The organism is Archangium sp. (genome assembly GCF_036277355.1).
GTDB lineage: Bacteria > Myxococcota > Myxococcia > Myxococcales > Myxococcaceae > Archangium.
Window position 1 is genome coordinate 57,894 of sequence record NZ_DASUNC010000015.1, and the last position, 17,892, is coordinate 75,785.

16 protein-coding genes are annotated in these 17,892 nt (G+C 70.4%); 4 read left to right on the forward strand and 12 right to left on the reverse strand.

The window, feature by feature from the left end:
* The first annotated feature begins 106 nt into the window (after positions 1–106).
* The gene (locus VFZ09_RS02865; protein ID WP_329725901.1) at positions 107–1,627 is read left to right on the forward strand and encodes a long-chain fatty acid--CoA ligase; all 1,521 of its coding nucleotides are present in this window, start codon (positions 107–109) and stop codon (positions 1,625–1,627) included.
* Positions 1,628–1,642: 15 nt separating this feature from the next.
* Here the strand turns inward: VFZ09_RS02865 and VFZ09_RS02870 are convergent, their stop codons facing one another.
* The 6 genes from VFZ09_RS02870 to VFZ09_RS02895 form a co-directional block, all read right to left on the reverse strand.
* Positions 1,643–3,334, reverse strand: coding sequence for a methyl-accepting chemotaxis protein (locus tag VFZ09_RS02870; RefSeq protein WP_329725902.1), 1,692 nt, complete (start codon positions 3,332–3,334; stop codon positions 1,643–1,645).
* Positions 3,335–3,405: 71 nt separating this feature from the next.
* Positions 3,406–3,702: a hypothetical protein gene (locus VFZ09_RS02875; protein WP_329725903.1), complete on the reverse strand. Its 297-nt coding sequence runs from the start codon at positions 3,700–3,702 to the stop codon at positions 3,406–3,408.
* A gap of 226 nt (positions 3,703–3,928) precedes the next feature.
* The gene (locus VFZ09_RS02880; RefSeq protein WP_329725904.1) at positions 3,929–5,467 is read right to left on the reverse strand and encodes a response regulator; all 1,539 of its coding nucleotides are present in this window, start codon (positions 5,465–5,467) and stop codon (positions 3,929–3,931) included.
* Positions 5,460–7,499, reverse strand: a complete 2,040-nt coding sequence (locus tag VFZ09_RS02885) for an ATP-binding protein (protein ID WP_329725905.1) — start codon at positions 7,497–7,499, stop codon at positions 5,460–5,462. The genes VFZ09_RS02880 and VFZ09_RS02885 overlap by 8 nt, the downstream gene beginning before the upstream one ends.
* Positions 7,496–8,215, reverse strand: a complete 720-nt coding sequence (locus VFZ09_RS02890) for a hypothetical protein (RefSeq protein ID WP_329725906.1) — start codon at positions 8,213–8,215, stop codon at positions 7,496–7,498. The genes VFZ09_RS02885 and VFZ09_RS02890 overlap by 4 nt, the downstream gene beginning before the upstream one ends.
* A 2-nt stretch (positions 8,216–8,217) precedes the next feature.
* Positions 8,218–8,871, reverse strand: a complete 654-nt coding sequence (locus VFZ09_RS02895) for a cobalamin B12-binding domain-containing protein (RefSeq protein WP_329725907.1) — start codon at positions 8,869–8,871, stop codon at positions 8,218–8,220.
* A gap of 391 nt (positions 8,872–9,262) precedes the next feature.
* On the opposite strand from VFZ09_RS02895, the gene VFZ09_RS02900 reads away from it, so the two are divergent.
* Both VFZ09_RS02900 and VFZ09_RS02905 read left to right on the forward strand, forming a co-directional pair.
* A complete protein-coding gene (locus tag VFZ09_RS02900; RefSeq protein ID WP_329725908.1) occupies positions 9,263–9,889 on the forward strand; it encodes an ActD-like protein in 627 nt (208 codons plus the stop codon).
* Positions 9,886–12,180, forward strand: coding sequence for a caspase family protein (locus VFZ09_RS02905; RefSeq protein WP_329725909.1), 2,295 nt, complete (start codon positions 9,886–9,888; stop codon positions 12,178–12,180). Before VFZ09_RS02900 ends, VFZ09_RS02905 begins: the two co-directional genes overlap by 4 nt.
* Before the next feature lie 12 nt (positions 12,181–12,192).
* On the opposite strand, the gene VFZ09_RS02910 is transcribed toward VFZ09_RS02905, so the two are convergent.
* The 3 genes from VFZ09_RS02910 to VFZ09_RS02920 are packed head-to-tail and all read right to left on the reverse strand — an operon-like array spanning position 12,193 to position 14,089.
* Positions 12,193–12,999, reverse strand: a complete 807-nt coding sequence (locus VFZ09_RS02910) for a hypothetical protein (RefSeq protein ID WP_329725910.1) — start codon at positions 12,997–12,999, stop codon at positions 12,193–12,195.
* Between the two features lie 3 nt (positions 13,000–13,002).
* Positions 13,003–13,902 carry a DUF692 domain-containing protein gene (locus VFZ09_RS02915; RefSeq protein WP_329725911.1) on the reverse strand — a complete coding sequence of 300 codons (900 nt, stop codon included), beginning with the start codon at positions 13,900–13,902 and terminating at the stop codon, positions 13,003–13,005.
* Between the two features lie 4 nt (positions 13,903–13,906).
* Positions 13,907–14,089 carry a hypothetical protein gene (locus VFZ09_RS02920; protein ID WP_329725912.1) on the reverse strand — a complete coding sequence of 61 codons (183 nt, stop codon included), beginning with the start codon at positions 14,087–14,089 and terminating at the stop codon, positions 13,907–13,909.
* A gap of 113 nt (positions 14,090–14,202) precedes the next feature.
* Between VFZ09_RS02920 and VFZ09_RS02925 the strand changes: the two genes are divergently transcribed.
* Complete coding sequence (locus VFZ09_RS02925; protein ID WP_329725913.1) at positions 14,203–14,598, forward strand: hypothetical protein; 396 nt, start codon at positions 14,203–14,205, stop codon at positions 14,596–14,598.
* A gap of 24 nt (positions 14,599–14,622) precedes the next feature.
* Here VFZ09_RS02925 and VFZ09_RS02930 read toward each other — a convergent pair whose 3' ends face one another.
* From VFZ09_RS02930 to VFZ09_RS02940, 3 genes are all read right to left on the reverse strand, one after another.
* Entirely contained in the window at positions 14,623–15,765 is a 1,143-nt protein-coding gene (locus VFZ09_RS02930) for a DUF3089 domain-containing protein (RefSeq protein WP_329725914.1), read from the reverse strand.
* Between the two features lie 4 nt (positions 15,766–15,769).
* On the reverse strand, positions 15,770–16,306 hold the full coding sequence (locus tag VFZ09_RS02935; protein ID WP_329725915.1) for a hypothetical protein: 537 nt from the start codon (positions 16,304–16,306) through the stop codon (positions 15,770–15,772).
* A gap of 301 nt (positions 16,307–16,607) precedes the next feature.
* Positions 16,608–17,327, reverse strand: a complete 720-nt coding sequence (locus VFZ09_RS02940) for a hypothetical protein (protein WP_329725916.1) — start codon at positions 17,325–17,327, stop codon at positions 16,608–16,610.
* Between the last annotated feature and the right edge of the window lie 565 nt (positions 17,328–17,892).

The following is a 17,892-nucleotide window of genomic DNA, read 5'->3' on the forward strand; positions in this document are numbered from 1 at the left end:
GGGAGAGGTCCGTGAGTGGGTGAGCGGTCCGCGGTTGGGTGTCTTCTTCTGGTGTCTTCTTCTTGGTGTCCGCTCGCATCCTGTTTCTCTCCCGGAGGAGTGACTCGTGCCCATCGTCCACGACTGGCTTGCCCGCAGGGCCTCGCTCGCCCCTGAGCGCACCGCCCTCATCGACTCCCTCCGCGGTGACCGCTCCATCTCCTGGCGCGAGTGGAACTCCTCCGCCAACCGCACCGCCCGTCTCCTCCACGATGTCCTCGGTGTCCGCCGCGGCGACCGCGTCGCCGTGCTCGCCATGAACTGCACCGAGTTCCTCGACCTCCTCTTCGCCTGCGGCAAGCTCGGCGCCATCCTCCAGCCCCTCAACTGGCGCCTCAGCTCCCCCGAGCTCTCCTCCCTCCTCGCCGACGCCGAGCCCGTCGTCCTCGTCCACGGCTCCGACTTCCAGTCCCAGGTCCAGGCCGTCCGGCCCCTCGCCCGCGGCGTCCGGCACTTCGTCCACCTCGACGACTCCTCCGCCCGTCTGCCCGAGGACATCCCCTTCAGCCGCCGGGACTCCCTGTCGGACGCGCCGCTCCCGCACGTGGACGTGGAGCCCGAGGATCCGTGGGTGCTCTGCTACACCGGCGGCAGCACTGGCATCCCCAAGGCCGCCATCCTCACCCACCGCTCCATCACCGCCAACGCCGCCAACACCGTCGTGAGCTGGGGCCTCACCGCCGACGACACCGCGCTCCTCAACGCGCCCCTCTTCCACACCGGTGGCCTCAACGTCTTCACCACCCCGCTCGTCTACGTGGGGGGCACCACCGTCGTCGCGCGCGCCTTCGCCCTCGAGCAGGTCTTCGACCTCATCCACCGTGGCGCCATCAACCTCTTCTTCGGCGTGCCCACCATGTTCATCGAGATGCAGCGCCACCCGCGCTTCGACTCGGTGGACTTCTCCCGCCTCAAGCTGCTCGTCAGTGGCGGCGCCCCGTGCCCCCAGCCCGTCTTCGAGCGCTTCTTCGCTCGCGGCATCGACTTCAAGACCGGCTATGGCCTCACCGAGGCCGGGCCCAACAACTTCTGGCTCCCCTCGGGTGACGTGCGCCGCAAGCCCGGCTCCGTCGGCGTGCCCCTGTTCCATGTCGAGGCCCGGCTCGAGGGTGATGGCGAGGAGGGTGAGCTGCTCCTGCGCGGGCCCCACCTGTGCGCCGGCTACTGGCGCCGCCCCGAGGAGACCGCGAAGACCTTCGCCGGGGGATGGTTGCACACCGGAGACCTCGCCCGGCGCGACGCGGAGGGGTGCTTCACCATCATCGGCCGCAGCAAGGACCTCATCATCTCGGGCGGAGAGAACATCTACCCCTCCGAAGTGGAGAACGTGCTCGCCGCGCACCCCGAGATCGCCGAGGTGTGTGTGATTGGCGTGCCCGATTCCAAGTGGGGCGAGGTGCCTCGGGCCCTCGTGGTGCCCCGCCCCGGCGCGGATCTCACCGAGGCCCAGGTGCTCGACTTCTGCCAGGGCCGGCTCGCCCGCTACAAGCAGCCCCGCTCCGTGCGCTTCCTGGAGGCGTTGCAGCGCACCAGCGCCGGCAAGGTGGATCGCCACTCGCTCTCCGCGAAGCACGGCACCCCGCGGTGAGGCGGCGGTAGACCCTCACCCCAACCCTCTCCCAAAGGGAGAGGGGGCTTCATCCTGCGCCTCCGGGCGCTCCACCTGGAAGCGTGACACCAGCTCCCTCAATTGGCGTGCCCGCGCCTCCAGGTCCTCCACCGCCTTGGTGATCTGCTCCACCCCCGCCGCCGACTCCACCGCCTGGTTCGACAGCGCGTGGATTCGCAACGTGAGCGCCTCGCCCGTCTCCGCCTGGGTCGCGTGCGCTTTCGCCGTGTCCTTCACCCGCCGTTGGATCTCCTCCGCTCCCGCGACGATGCGCTCCAGCGCCTTGCCCGTCTCCGCCGACAGCGCCAGCCCCTCGCTCACCTTCAGGCGCCCCTGCTTCATCTGCGCCGCCGCCGCCTCCGTCTCCGTCTGGCTCTGCTTCATCAGCGTGCCGATCCGCTCCGCCGCCGTCCGCGCCCGCTCCGCCAGGTTGCGCACCTCCTGGGCCACCACCGCGAAGCCCTTCCCGTTCTCCCCCGCCCGCATCGCCTCGATGGCCGTGTTCACCGCCAGCACCCGCGTTTGATCCGCCACGTCGGAGATGAGCTCCACCGCCCGCTCCACCTCCTCGCTCCACTCCGTCAGCCGCTCCACCATCCGCGCCGAGCGCTCCACCACCTGGGCGATCTCCTTCATCTTCTCCCCCGTCCCCCTCACCACCGCGCCGCCTTCGCGCGCCGCCCGCTCGTTCGCCTCCGCCGCCCGTGCCGCCAGCTCCGCCTGGCTTGCCCCCATCGCGAGCTCCTGCGTCATCCCCATCACCGCGTCCGTCATGCTCCTCAGCGACCGCGACTGCTCCTGCGCCGCCAGTCTCAGCCCGGCCGCCGAGCGGTGGATGTGCCGCGCGTCCGTCTCCGTCGCCCGCGACACCTCTCCCATCTCCCGCAGCATCCGCTGCACGTCCCCCACCATCGCGTTGAAGGCCCGGCCCAGGTCCCCCACCTCGTCGTGCGAGGGCGCCACCACCGTCACCTTCAAGTCTCCCCTCGCCACCTTCCCCGCCGCGTCCACCAGCGAGCGCACCGGCCTCAGCACGCGCCTCGAGAAGTACACCCCCGCCAGCCCCGCCAGCGCGACGCCCGACAGCAGCGCCACCCACAGCCGCCGCTGCACCGCCGCCACCTCCAGCTCGATGTCCTCCACGTACACGCCCGTCCCCAGCACCCATCCCCATGGCGCGAACAGCTTCACGTAGGACACCTTGGGAATCGGTTGCGGCTCGCGCGGACGGGTCGCCAGGTACTCCACCGCGCCCTCTCCCTCGCGGCGTGCCAGCTCCACGATGTCCACGAACACCCGCTTGCCCGCCACGTCCTGGTACCCCTTCATGTCCTCGCCGATCCGCCCCGGCAGGAAGGGGTGCATCACCAGCCGTGTCTCCAGGTCGTTGAGCCAGTAGTACTCGGCGTTCGCGTAGCGCAGGCCTTCCAGCATCGCCGCCGCCTCGCGTTGGGCCTCCCGCTGCGTCAGCTCGCCCGAGCGCACCCGGGCCTCGTAGGAGGCGAGGATGCCGTGGCCCGCCTCCACCAGCTGCCGCACCGCCCGGATGCGATCGTCGCGCAGCTGCTGCCGGATGGCCGGTAACACGTACAGCTGCTGCAGCAGCAACAGCGGCAACACGGCGATCAGCAGCGCCACGTAGAACTTCGTCAGCAGGCTGCGCCTTCGTCCGAACCCGAGCGCCATTCCGCCCAGCCTAGGGCAAACCCGAGCGGATGTTCAGGAGCCCACAGCCCGTTTCCCCGCGCTCCGGGGGCTCAGCACCGCGGCAGGTTGGCGTCCGGCGGGCAGTTCCACTCCGCGTGGCAGCACTCGCCCCCCTCGCGGCCACAGGGCAACTGGCACGTCTCCACCCAGTCACAGGGGTGCTGGCTCTCCAGTCCCGCCGACTGGGGCACCGTCTCCTCCCCCTGCCGTGCCCCGCAGTCCCTCGTGCCCGGCTCGCACGTCACCCCGGGCGGCACGGGCTCCGTGGACACCGAGCCCACCACACCGAGCGGCAGTCCCAGCAGCATGCCCGCCACGGCCACCACACAGACCCTCATCGCCTTCACGACCCTACCCCCTCGCCCCCGGGCTTCCACCCTGGGACGCTGCGTCACGAACGCTCTCTCATGTCGATGTCTGGCTCTGATGTGCCCATGGCGCGTCGCGGTGCGAAGGGCGTGGAACCGGGAATTCGCGACCTCGTCACCCAATGGGCGGACCGGGTGTCCGGCCCACGGCACTTACCCGTCCCCCGGGATGGAGGCGGTGGGGGGGCGACAGCGGTTTTGGGGGCTACAGCTCCGACAGCAGGCGGCTCAGGTCGTCCGGCTTCACCGGCTTCACCAGGTGCAGGTCGAACCCCGCCTCGCGCGCCCGGCTGTGGTCCTCCGTCCCGCCATAGCCCGTGAGCGCCACCAGCCGGATGCCCCGGCCGATCTTCGCCCGCAGCTCCTCCGCCACCCGGTACCCGTCCAGCCCCGGCAGCCCGATGTCCACCAGCGCCACCTCCGGCGTGCGCTGCACCGCCAGCTCCAGGCCCCTCAGTCCGTCCGCCGCCACCTCCACCCGGTGGCCCCACGTCTCCAGCAGCTCCTGCAGCGCCTGCCTCGCGTCGGGGTTGTCCTCCACCAACAGGATGTGCCGCCGCCGCTTCACCGGCTCCGGCGGCACCACCTCCTGCTCCGACTCCACCGGTTGCGGCTGCAGCGGCAGCCACACCACGAACTCGCTGCCCCGGCCCGGGCCGTCGCTGTGCGCCTCGACCCGGCCGCCGTGCATCTCCACCAGGTTGTGCACCAGCGTCAGCCCGATGCCCAGTCCGCCTCGCGTGCGCTCCAGCGACTCGTCCGCCTGCGAGAAGAGCTCGAACACCGAGGGCAATATCTCCGGCCGGATGCCGATGCCCGTGTCCTTCACCCGCACCCGCGCGCTCGCGCTTCCATCCCCCGAGGGCACGCGCTCGGCCGTCACCGTGAGGGTGCCCCCGGCGTCCGTGTACTTCAGCGCGTTGTCCAGCAGGTTGGTGAACACCTGCACCAGCCGTGTCGTGTCCGCCTCCATCCACAGGGGCATCGCCGGCACGCTCGACTCCAGCTTCAGCGTCTTGCTCTCCGCCTGGGGGCGGAACATGGTCAGCACCTGCTCCAGCACGCCCCGCAGGTCCACCCGGGCCTGGCGCAGCTCCACCTTGCCCCGCGTCAGCCGGCTCACGTCGAGCAGGTCATCCACCTCCCGCGCCAGGTGGTTCGTCTGGCGTTGGATGATGGAGATCATCCGCGCGTCCTTGGGGTCCGCGGGGGCGCGGCGCTCGAGGATGCCCGCCGCGGTGGTGATGGCGGCCAGGGGGTTGTGCAGCTCGTGCGCGAGCATGGCCAGGAAGAGGTCCTTGCGCCGGTCCGCCTCCGTGAGGTGCTCCGCGCGCCGGCGCAGGTCCTGCTCCGCGCGCCGCATGCGCAGCAGGGAGCGCACGGTGGCGATGAGCTCCTCGCCCTCGAAGGGCTCGGTGAGGTAGGCGTCGGCGCCGCCCTCCAGCCCGCGCACCTTCTTGTCCGGGGTGACGAAGGTGGCCGAGGTGTGCATCACCGCGATGGAGGCCGTCTCCGGCCGGCCGCGCAGGCGCTGGCACACCTCGTAGCCGCTGATGTCCGGCAGCTTCACGTCCAGCACCACCACGTCCGGGCGCTCCAGGGCGGCCAGCCGCAGGGCCTCCTCGCCGGTGGCGGCCTCCAGCACGCGGTAGCCCGCCATGCGCAGGGTGCGCGTGGACAGGTAGCGCGTGGCGTCGTCGTCGTTGACGTTGAGAATCGTCGCGGAAGAAGTCAGCTCAGCCACGGCGGCTCCCCTCTGCCCTGTCGGTGCCCAGTCCCGTCTTGTGCAGGGCGTCCCGGATGCGCGTGATGGCCACTTCGCGGCTCAGCTTGTGCTTGGCGAGAATGGTCGAGGTTCCCTTCTCCAGCCGCTGGCGCTCCTCCTCCTGCAGCTGGCGCGAGGTGTGGAGGATGACGGGGATGTCGCGCGTGCGCGGGTCCGCCTTCAGCTCGTCGAGGACGTCGAAGGCCGTCATGTCCGGCAGCACGAAGTCCAGGAAGATGAGGTCCGGGGTCTGCTCGCGCGCCAGCCGGAGGCCCTCGGGGCCCGTGCCCGCCTCCGCGAGGAGGTAGGGCGTGTCCTTGAGCAGCTGGCGCAGCAGGTAGCGGTGCACCTCGTCGTCGTCGATGATGAGCAGCTTCTGCACCGGGCCGCTGCGCGCCATCTCCGCCAGCTTGCGCAGCAGCTGCTCCTCGACCACGGGCTTGAGCCAGAACTCGTCGGCGCCCAGGGCGCGTGCCTTCTGCTCCCGGTCCATGAGCGTCACCACCAGGACGGGGATGTCGCGCGTGGCCTCGTTGCCCTTGAGCTCGGAGAGGAAGCTCCAGCTCGTCTCGCCCTCCAGCATGACGTCCATCACCATGGCCGCCGGACGCACCCGCTGCAGCGTGCGGCGCGCCTCCTCCACCGTGCGCACCGGCAGCACCTGGAAGCCCGAGCGCGACAGGTACTTCTCGTACAGGAAGAGCGTCTGCCGGTCGTCCTCCAGCACCATCACCGGCGCGCGGCCCGGCTCCAGCTGCTGGCTGCGCTCGGTCATCCCCACCATCTCCGCCACCTCCGGGTGCACCCGGGGCAGGGTGAAGGTGAAGGTGGAGCCCCGGCCCGGCGCGCTCTGCACGGTGAGGCTGCCGCCCAGGAACTCCGCCAGCCGCCGCGACAGCGCCAGGCCCAGGCCCGTGCCCTTCACCTGCTTCTGCAGGGGGCTCTCCACCTGGGTGAACTCCTCGAAGATGTGCGCGTGGTGCTCCGGCGCGATGCCGATGCCCGTGTCGCTCACCCGGAAGCACACCGTGTCCTCCGGCCCGCGCTCGGCGGACACCGTGACGTGGCCCTTCTCGGTGAACTTCAGCGCGTTGGACACCAGGTTGCGCAGAACCTGGCTCACCTTGGCCTCGTCCGTCTCCAGCTCCAGGTCCGCCAGCGGCGTCTCGAAGCGCAGCTCCACCGGCGAGTCCGCCGTCACCAGCGGCCGCATCATCCCGCGCAGCGCGCCCAGGAATTCCCCGGCGCCGAACTTCACCGGCCGCAGCGTCGCCTTGCCGGACTCCATCTTGGAGAGATCCAACAGGTCATTCACCAGCTCGAAGAGGGCCTCGCCCGAGGAGCGGATGAACTGCACCTGCTTCTGCTGCTCCGGGGTGAGCGAGCCGTTGGCGGGGTTGAGCAGCAGCCGGGCCAGGCCGAGGATGGAGTGCAGCGGGGTGCGGAACTCGTGGCTCACGTTGGCCACCACGCGGCTCTTGATTTCCGCGGCGCGCACCAGGCTCTCCGTCTTCTCGTCCAGCTCGGCGTGCAGGGTGCGCACGCCGCGGTTGGACTCCTCCAGCTCGCGGTTGATGCGGATGAGCTCGTCCGCGCGCCGCTTGAGCTCGCGCTGCTGGCGCTCCGTCTCGCGGTGCAGCGCGGCCAGCTCGCTCATCGTCTCCGTCACCTGCGAGAGCGAGGCGGCGTAGTCCTCCGTCACCAGGCTGCCCACCAGCGCCACGCCGCCCTCGTGCGGGGCGCCCCGGAAGGCGAAGGTGCGCGGCTGGCCTCCCACGCACAGGATGATTTCCCAGCGCTCCACCCGCTCGTCGCGGGCGAGGGTGACGAGCTTGTCCACCTTCTCCTCGGTGCCCTGCGCCGCCAGCGAGCGCAGCGTCTGGCCCGGGGCGGCCTCGAGCAGCCGCACGGCGCGGTCATCCATCCAGGTGAGGGCGCCGGACGCATCACAGACCAGCGCCACCTCGCGGCTCAGGAAGTGCCACGGGGACGCCGGTACGGAGGCGGTCATGACTGCTCCTTTTCCAGGGCGGTGAGCCCTGTCGCCACCGTCACCCGGGGCAACTCCGAGACGGAGACATCCCGGGTCAGCGCCGACTCCAGCGCCTCCAGCAGCGCGCGGTAGCTGCACCGCAAGTCCCTTCGCGGCCAGAAGCCCGCGTACCACCGCACGTGTTCCACGAAGAGCCCCGGCCGCTGCGCACCGAGCGAGTCCATCAGGTAGGACAGTTGCAACAGCAACTCATCTCCCAGGCGGATCTCCTGCCCCCGGGTGAGCGTCCCCTCGCGCGCGGACAGCTCGCCGAGGGTCTGCGGCACCAGCCGGGGCAGGGCCAGGTGCACGGCGCGAGCGGGGCCCTCGGGCCACTCCAGGGCCGCCTCGGCCGCGCGCACGTAATCGAGCGCCTCGGGCGGCTGCGTCAGGCCCTCGCGCACCAGCGCGCCGTACAGCCCCTGGAAGTGCGTGGCGATGTGGCGCGAGCTCATGCCGCGGGGCACCAGCAGGCCCTGCAGCCAGCGCGCGTAGCGCTCCATCACCCCGGCGTCCTTCGCCTCCAGGGCCTGCACCAGGTAGCGCACGTGGAAGACGGCGTCCTCGCTTCCGAAGCGCCGCGCCCGCTCCTCGCCGTAGCGGGCGAACCAGAAGGGGTCATCGTAGAGCTCCGAGACGGACGCCTCGGCCAGCCGCTGCGTGCGGCGCTCCACTTCACGGGCCAACGACTGCATGCCTAGACCTCGAACATCCTGCAGGCCGCGGCCACCAGCTCTCGCGCGTCCTTGCCGAAGAAGGGGACTCCCAATTCCGCCTCCACACCGGGAACCCAGGTGAAGGCCAACCCCCCTACGGCCATGGGCAGCGCCGGTGCCACCTCACGCACCGCCGCCACCGCCTTGCGCAATGCGGGCAGGTGGTACGTCATGGTGACCGAGAACGCCAGCAAATCGGGTTTTGACTCGCGCACCTCGCGCACGAGGTGCTCGGTGGGCACGTTGGCCCCGAGGAAGCGCACATCGAAGCCCGCCATCTCCAGGAAGTCGCTGGCCATGCGGGCGCCCAGCTCGTGCAGCTCTCCCTCCACGCACGTCAGCAGCACCCTGCGCCCGTTGGGCGGGTCTCTCTGCAGGTGGCGGTAGAGGTGGGACAGGGCCAGCTGGGAGATGGCGGTGGCCATGTGCTCCTGGGCCACGGAGATTTCGTTCTCCTGCCACATCCGGCCGATCTCCCACTGGGCCTTCTGGATGACGTCCAGGTGCAGGGTGGAGAGGGGGATGCCCCGGAGGATTCCCTCGTCCACCAGCAGGCGCAGGGCCTCCCGGCGATTTCCCGCCAGCTGGGCGGAGAGGTACGACGCGCGAATCGCGGCGATGGTGTCGGTGGTCACGGATGGAGATCGCGATGGGGGGAGAGGGGCACGGTACTCGGGTCTATTCACTCCTTGAAGCGAGGGCTGCTCGATTTCCCAGGCAGTCAACAACGGCGGGCGGGAGGGTACGTCCGGGTGTTTCGCTCGCCTGCTCGAAAGCCGGGAAACCAAGGGCTTGGGAGTGCTCCGGGGAAGAAAAGCGCGGGAAGGAGGGAGGCGAGGTAACAGCCGGAGGCGGGCGCGGTGTTCCCTTCCCTGGCAGGAGGCCGCATGCGTTCCCCGACCCGCACCCCCGACTGGCTTCTCGAGAGGATCGCCCTGGGAGAGCTCCCCCCCCGAGGAGCTCGCCCGCGCCCGGGCGCGCCTCCTGGAGGAGCCGGACGGGGCGGCCCGGCTCGCCGCGCTCGAGGTGGACAGCGCGGCCACCCTGGAGCGGCACCCGCCCGCCGGTGTGGCCCGGCAGGTGGCCGCCCGGGTCCGCCGACGCTTTCCGTCCCTTGCCTCTGCGTTCGTGCCGGCGCTCGCGGCCGCGGCGCTCGTCCTGCTCGTGCGGCCTCCGGCGGCGGCCCCGGTGGCCCCGGAGACGCGCGTGGAGGAGACGCGGGTGAAGGGGCTGGAGCCCCGGCTCACCGTCCACCGGCAGCGGGACGGGGCGGCCGAGGCGCTCGCGGATGGGGCGCTCGCGGCCTCGGGGGACGTGGTGCAGCTGGCCTTCGTGGCCGCGGGCCGGGCGCATGGGGCCATCCTCTCCGTGGACGGGCGCGGCACCGTCACGCTGCATGCCCCCGAGTCCGGTGCCGGCTCGGTGCCGCTGACGCCCGCGGGGACGCACGCGCTGCCGGGCGCCTATGCGCTGGATGATGCTCCGGACTTCGAGCGCTTCTTCCTCGTCACCGCCGAGGCCCCCTTCGCCCTGGAGGAGGTGCTCGCCGCCGCCCGCTCGCTCGCTGGACGCCCCGAGGCGCGCACCTCGCCGTTGCCCCTGCCTTCGCGGTACATGCAGGCCTCCTTCACGTTGGAGAAGTCCTCCCCATGAGTGCCTCGAGAGTCCTCGCCCTGCTGTGTGTGCTGCTGGCCGTGCCCGCGCTCGCGGAGCCGGGTCCGGTGCGGCGGTTGGCGCTGCTCGTGGGCGTCAACGACGGAGGGCCCGAGCGCGTGCGGCTGCGCTATGCGGTGTCCGACGCGCGCTCCTTCGACAAGGTGCTGGGGGAGCTGGGCGGAGTGGCGGCGGCGGACCGGCGCGTGCTGGTGGACGTGGGGCGTGCGGGGCTGCTGGAGGCGCTCGGCGAGCTGCGCGCGCGCACCGAGGCGGCGCGGGGCTCCGGGGCGTCGCGGGTGGAGGTGCTCGTCTACTACTCGGGGCACTCGGACGAGGAGGGCCTGCTGCTCAAGGGCGAGCGCCTGGGGTATGGCGAGCTGCGCCGGGCCCTGGATGCGCTGCCCGCGGACGTGCGCATCGCGGTGCTGGACAGCTGTGCCTCGGGGGCCTTCGCGCGGGCGAAGGGGGGGACGCGCCGGCCGGCCTTCCTGGTGGACTCGGGCAACAAGGTGAAGGGGCACGCCATCCTCACGTCTTCGAGCGAGGACGAGGTGTCACAGGAGTCGGACAGGCTGGGGGCCTCGTACTTCACGCACCACCTCATTTCGGGGCTGCGGGGCGCGGCGGATGCGACGCGGGATGGGCGGGTGACGCTCAACGAGGCCTACCAGTTCGCCTTCCACGAGACGCTGGCGCGTACGGAGAAGACGCGGGGAGGGGCGCAGCACCCGGCGTATGACATTGAATTGGCGGGCTCGGGGGACCTGGTGATGACGGACCTGCGGGCGACGTCGGCGGGGCTGTACCTCACCGAGGCGTTGGAGGGCCGGCTCTTCGTGCGGGACGAGGCGGGCATGCTGGTGGTGGAGGTGCAGAAGCTGGCGGGCCGGGCGGCGGAGCTGGGACTGGCGCCGGGGCGCTACCAGGTGAGGCGCGAGCTGGAGGGCGGGGCCTCGGAGGCGGGCTTCACGTTGGTGGAGGGGCAGCGCACGCCGCTGGCGCCGGCGAGCTTCCAGGCGGTGGCGCTGGAGGCCACGGTGTCGCGCGGAGGGCCGGAGGTGGCGCCCGAGTCCTCCGCGGTGGGGCTGGCGCGAGTGGATCCAGAGCTCCTGGCGCGAGCCGGCCTCACCGAGGCGCCGGTGCTGCACCCGCTGCACAGCTACACGCGGGTGCCGGTGTCGCTGAGCCTCATTCCACAGCTGAGCACCAACGGGCTGCGGGCGCCGTCGATCGGGCGGGTGGAGAACCAGCTCGCGTTGGGCGTGGTGAATGGAGGCCGGGCGGTGCGGGTGAGGGGGGCGGCGTTGTCGCTGGTGGCGAACTGGTACGAGGAGGAGGCGCACGGCCTGCTGTTGTCCACGGGCTTCAACGCGGTGAAGGGGGATGCGAGCGGGCTGATGGCGTCCCCGGCGGCGAACGTGGTGCTCGGGCAGGTGGAGGCGTTGCAGCTGGCGGTGGGGGCGAACGTGGCGGCGGGCTCGGTGTGGGGCGTGCAGGTGGCGGCGGGAGGCAACGTGACGGGGGGGAGCTTTGGAGGCATCCAGGGGGCGGCGGGCCTCAACGTGACGCGAGGGGACTTCGCGGGCCTGCAGGGGGCGGTGGGGGGGAACGTGACGGGGGGCGCGGTGAAGGGCGTGCAGTGGGCCGTGGGTTTCAACCGCGCGAGCGACGTGACGGGCGTGCAGGCGGCGCTGCTGAACGTGGGCGGGGACGTGACGGGGGTGCAGCTGGGCCTCATCAACGTGGGGCGGGTGGTGACGGGGGTGCAGCTCGGCCTGGTGAACGTCTCCGAGGAGGTGAAGGGCGTGCCGGTGGGGCTGCTGTCCTTCGAGAAGAAGGGTCAGTTCCACGTGGAGCTGTACGGCAGCGACATCCAGCTCACGAACCTGGCGGTGAAGTTTGGAGGCAAGTACCTGTACACGGCGCTGCTGGGGGGAATCGGGCCGGACGACCGGTTGGAGCGCTTCAGCCTCGGAATGGGGCTGGGGCTGCACCTGCCGTTGGGCGAGCGCATGTGGCTGGACGGGGACGTGGCGGGAAGCACGGTGCTGCGCGTGAGGGATCCGTTCGGGGGGAGCGCGAACGTGCTCGGCCAGGGGCGGGTGATGTTGGGGGTGCAGCTCTTCGAGCGCTTCGCCTTCTTCGGCGGGCCCACCTACAACGTGTACTTCGCCGGGAGCGAGGGAGACCGGTACAAGCTCACCACGCTGCCGTCGCGGGAGGAGTGGCTGTCGGAGAGCACCACGGTGCGGTACTGGCCCGGGGTGCAGCTGGGCATCCGGATGTGAGGTGGGCGCGGCCTACTGCGCGGGGCCGAGGAGGAGCAGCCCCTCGCGAGCCAGCTCCAGGAAGAGGGAGGACGGGCAGCCGAGCTCCGTGCGAAGCGCTGCGACGGAGTGTTGGCCGGTGCTGGCCCGCAGGACGCGTGCCCGCGTCACCTCCAGGGCTCGCGGCACGACCTGACCGGGGCTCACGCTGGTGAGGAGCAGGTAGCGCTCCTCGTCCGGCAGGGACTCCGGCAGCGAGACGGCGCCGCCCGAGCGCGGCAACATCCGGGGATCCATCCGGAAGGGGAGGACGCGGCACCACGGACCGAGCCTCGGCCGCGCTGCCTCCAGCGCGTCGCCCTCGGGCGGAGACTCCGGCACGGAGGGGAGGGCCAGCCCCGACTTTCCCAGCTCGAGCAGGGCCAGCTCCGCCTCCAGCAGCTCGGCGAGAGGGGGGTGCACGAGCTCGCCCGAGCGCAGCAGTCCCTGGAGGAACCCGGCGAAGCGCCGGGCCTCGCGCACGTACATGACGCTGGTGGGAGGGTTTTCGCGCCAGTAGCGCTGCACGAGGGGCTGGAGCTTCGGGTGGGCCATGGCCTCGCTGGTGCGAGGCAGGGTGTTGGTGAGCATGCTCAGCCGGTTGGCGCGGTGGAGCAGGGTCGTCACCTTCATGCCCGCGTCGCGGGCGAGGGCATGGAGCCGGCGCCGCTCGCGCTCGGTCAGCTCGAGGCCCACGAATTGAGCAGGGAGCTCCGGCTCGGGGAGGGCGGCCACCTCGGCGCGCAGGGCGGGGGACATGACGAGTGCGGAGAGGGCCCGCTGGAAGCCCGCGAGGGACATGACTCAGGGCCTCCCGCCGTGGCGCTCCAGCACGCCGCGCAGGCGCCGCAGCTCGCCGAGCAGGACGTCGGTGCCGAGCAGCGGGACGTAGTTGCCGAACATCTCGAAGACGACGCCGCCCAGGTTGGGCAGCCGAGGCAGCACCTGCTCGAGCAGTTCCCACACGGGCTCGGGACAGGCGCCCGAGTGCGCATCGAGGTAGAAGCCCTGCCACTCGTAGCCACCGGCGATGTGCAGCTCCACCACCTGCGAGAGGTCCAGGGCCTCGAGGAAGTCGAGCGGCGAGAAGCCGTGGTTGCGCGCGTTGGTGTAGAGGTTGTGGAGGTCCAGGAGGAGGCCGCTGCCAGTGCGCTCGCCCAGACGCCGCAGGAAGGCCGGCTCGCTCAGCTCCTGCTCGGGGAGCTGGTAGTAGAAGACGTTGTTCTCCAGGAGGAAGGGGGCGTCCACGGCCTGCCGCACCTGGGCCACGCGTCCGGCGAGCAGCTCCAGCGTGTCCTCGTCATAGGGCACCGGGAGCATCACGCCGATGTCCATGTGCTCGCCGTGTGTGTGGGGCAGGCGGGTGAAGGACAGGTGTTCGCTGAGCCAGGCGAAGTGGTAGCGCCGCTGCCAGCGTGCGAGTTGGGCGACGTAGTCCGGGGAGAAGCCTCCCTCGGCGCTGCCCAGCGACATGCCCACCGAGTGGGCCACCAGGGGGCGGCGCGCGGCCACCCAGTCCAGCAGCCGCAGTCCCTCGGGGTTTTCCCGGAAGCGCAGGGCGCCGTCGGGGTCGCGCTCCTCGGTCCAGAAGATGTCCGGGATGACTTCCAGGAAGTCGTAGGCCTCCAGGTTCTCGCGCACGAACTCGCGCAGCGAGCCCTGGTAGGACAGTCCGACGCCCAGCCTGGACCGGGGTTGGCTCAAGGGACTACAGGTCGCCGGCCAGCAGGTTCTGATACTGCGCGTTCAGCACGGTCGGATCCGCGCCCGAGGCGCACGTGGGGCACTCCACGGTGGGAACCAGGACGCTGCTGTCGGTTCCTCCGGTCACGGTGTCCAGAAGATCGTTGTCCAGCTCGAGGGTCTCGGGAACGGAATGGCTCGTAGTCATACAATGATAGTAAAAAATGACAGCCAGGACAGTCAAGACCACCCCGGGCGATTGCGGAGGGACAGGGAGAGCGAGCCGCTGTGGTGCCGAGCGGTTTGGGGTAACTCTCCGCCATGAGCATCTGCACGCTGCTGGGACTGATGGGCGGGTTGTCCCTCGTGGGGTGGGTGGCCCTGGCGGTCTTCTTCTGGCGAAGGGAGCGGGAGGCCAGCCGTCGCCACAAGGAGCAGTTGCGGCTGCTGGGCACGGAGGAACTGCTGTCGCGTGCGCGCAACTGGGGCGCGATGAACCGTCACGCGGAGTTGCCGGCGGTGGTGGAGTTCCGCTCCCTGCTGGAGCAGCACCGCTACGAGGAGATGTTGTTGGGCTGGAGAGCGCTGACCGCGTCGTTGTTCGCCCTGGAGGAGCACGTCTCCACGGAGGGTCCGCGGGTCTACGACAGCGATGCCTTCCGCGTGCTGCGGGACTACGTGGAGGTCCTCCACGAGCGCCAGCAGCGGGGGGAGTAGCCGGCGGGGCGCCCTGCGTCGTCCTCAGTCGTCGCGTGTGGTGGCGGTGGAGTGGGAGCGGAGGAACGCCGCGACCCGCTCGGCCGCGTTGCGGCGGATGCTCATGTAGAAGAGCTGGTACTCCACGGGATGGTAGTTGCCCTCGCCCATGGCGTGGTCGAGCAGCCGGCTCATGAAGTCGCGCGGCATGTCTCCACGGATGAGGACCTCCAGCTTTCCGTTCTTGCACTGCGCTCCGGTGAGGCCTGGCATGACCTGGGGAGGTGTGGCCTCGAGGAACACGGCTCCTTGGTTCTGCTCCCACGAGGCCGGCGCGGTGTCGTGGCGCCAGGACAGGGGATTCACACAGAGGAACGGCCCCGACGCGGACGCCGCGTCCATCGCTGGCTCACGCACCTGGATGCGCTCCGAGGCGTTGGCGGCCCGTGCGTTCCAGCTGATGAGGCAGCCGGTCTGCGCTGGCGAGTCGCAGAAGGGGATGTCGGGAAGGCTCCGCTGGAGGGAGTCCTCGGGCATCGGAATCCCGATGAGGTACGCGGCGACGAGCTGGTGGCGGAGCGGAGTTCCGCTGACGGCCTCGCGCAGGAGGCGTCTGGCGAGCACGGTCCCCTGGCTGTGTGCCGCGAGGATGAAGGGCCGTCCGCGATGGTGGTGCTCGCGCCAGTAGTGGAACGCCGCGGCGACGTCCCGGTAGGCGAGGTCCAACGCGGCCTGGCCTTTTTCCACGGGGCCGGTGAAGGCGGTCATGTTGGCCTGGCGGTACCGGGGGGCGTAGATGGCACAGCAGGCGTTGAAGGCACTGGCTTGAATGAGGGTCGCCACCCGGTCGGTGGCTTCGTTGAGCGTGGAATCATCGACGGGCCCATTCCACTCGCCGCCGATATAGGTGGTGGGGTGGATGTAGAAGACATCCACGGGGGCCTGGGAGGGTTCGACGGCCGGGCTCGAGGGCAGCGCCGTATCCGCGAGGTCATGGAGCTCGGGAAGCGCGCTCCAGGAGGAGGGCCGGCTGTAGTCGGGAGGAGCGGGGGGACGCGCTTCGCTGAACGGAGTCCTGGGGGTGACGGACCAGAGGAAGAGGGACGCGAAGTTCATCCCCAGGAGCACCATCAGGAGGGAGCAGACCAGGAGCGTGGCGGCGAGGATGCGCTGGAGCTTGTTCCGCATGGTGTCATCTTCCCTGGGCGCGCCTGCTCCGCGTACCGATCTCCTCCAGTCCGTTCGTCTCCGAGTCCTTCGTAGCGGGGAACTGGAGTGTCGTCACGGAGGCGATCCGGGGAGCGCGAGACGGACGCCGACGCACCAACCGCCGCAGGCCGTTGCCCAGGATGGAGCGCCAGTTGCGCCAGGTGAGTGGTGCCATGCAGACCAGCACCTCGCCCTCGGGGTGAAGCGGGTTGCGCTCGTGGAAGAACCGGATGTGGGGCTGGGTGAGGTCCGCCTCGGAAATGGAAGCGACTCCCGCCTTCAGCTTCTTGCCACCCCGGTGGTGCACCACGCCCAGGGTGGAGTCCCAGCTGTCGCCGTACCATGGGTGCGCCAGCGACTCCATCAATCCCCGCTCCCAGTGGGGCATTGGTTGTTCGGGCCTCGGCCAGAACTCGGCGAAGTTGAAGGCGAGCAGCAGGTAGCTCTTGTAGCTGAAGGTGTCGAAGAACCAGTAGATGGGGGCCAGCGGGTGCCGGAGTCGCGTGCGCAGGAAGCACACCAGCCCGGCGCGTTGGAGCAGGTTCCGGCCGCGGTAGCTTCCTGGAAGTCCACTGCCGCCATGCCCACCAGAGCTCCGGCGCGCTGCTCGCGGTACAGGATGACCTCGGCGTGAGCGTCGAGCTTGCGCTCCCAGTCCTGGCGGTCGGTCTCGACGAAGCGCGAGGTGAAGTCCCACAGTTCCGACCGCGTCTCGTTCGTCAACGACGCCGTCGGGAGCAGCCGCATGCGGACGGATGGCATGCGGCTCATCCTCACCCCATCTGTTCACTCCAGTACATCCCCCCCGCCACCGTTGGAGCTCAAAGATAGGTCGCGGCCTGTCGCAGCGCGCTCGAGGCCTCGGGGCCATGGGCCACCTTTTCGTGCGAGACGATGAGCCGCACGAGCCCGGGCAGCTGAGCGAAGCGCTCGAAGTCCGAGCGGAGCGCCTTCTTGTCCTGGACGAACATGAGCTTCACCAGCCGGGACACACGGGGTCCGGGCGCCGAGCCCAGCACCGTGGTGAAGAACCAGCCGAGCGGATCCTTCTTGCGGTCCATGTTGAAGAGGCAGTCGTTGAGCACGAGCGTCAGCCCGTCCATCGAGCGCACGAACATGGCGCCTTCGCCTGCCTTCACGCCGTGCAGCATCTCCAGGCGGACGGTGTCATCGGCGGGAAAGTCCTCGTAGGTGCCGTCGACGGGGACGACCTCGGCGATGGCGTGGCGGCCGCCGCTCGGAGCGAACACGCGCAGGGCGGGGTAGCGCTTCTTGTAGGCGGGAGCGTCGAGGCGGTGGCCCTGGTTGGGGACGAGGAGCACCGTGGGAGGGCCCAGTGCCTCGAGCTCACGCCGCTCCTTGTCGGCGAGGGCGATGGCGCTGTGGATGACGAGCGAACCATCGTTCCGGCGCACGACGGTCATGACGCGCTTGAGGGACATGCCTGGCAGCGACCCCTCGACCCGCCACAGGTTTTCGGAGAGCTGCTCCAGAGGACCATGTGGAAGCACCTTCCACTCATCGGAGATTTTGGAGGCCATGGGGAGGCCACCCTAACCAAATCCACTTCACGGCTGTGCTCCACGACCTGGGCCCCACGGTGAAGCGGGTGTCCGCGGCGGCTTGAGCCGCGAGTGCGCGGGCGCTTGTGCGCCGGAACTCCTGGTACCGAGGTTCCGGCTGGCTCTGCTGGGCAGCCTTCCTGTTTTCAGTGGCTCGGCCCTGCTCGCCATGACGGCGCGTGGCGCTCGAGGGTGGACGGAGTTCTTCAGTTCAAGACGCACTGGAGGCCGCAGTTCGAGCGCTTGTTCCGTCGGTTGCCCATCGGGGGATCTGCCTGGCAAGCAGGTGAGGGCGTGGAGCTAGCGATGCTCTGACCCCGTGGAGACACGGAGGTCCAGGGCTCGAGGAGGTTGAGCCCCGATGATGCGCGCCTGGGCGAATCAGCGGGAATGAGGAAGTAGGAGAAGCGTGTTGACTCCCAACGCGGCGGTGATAGAAGCCGCGCCCCCTCGGACGGGAAGGCGACACCGCACTGGCGGTGGGATGATCCGGACGGGCTGAAGAAGGAATACGGGGTCGGCGGTACGGAGTTGACTCTCAACG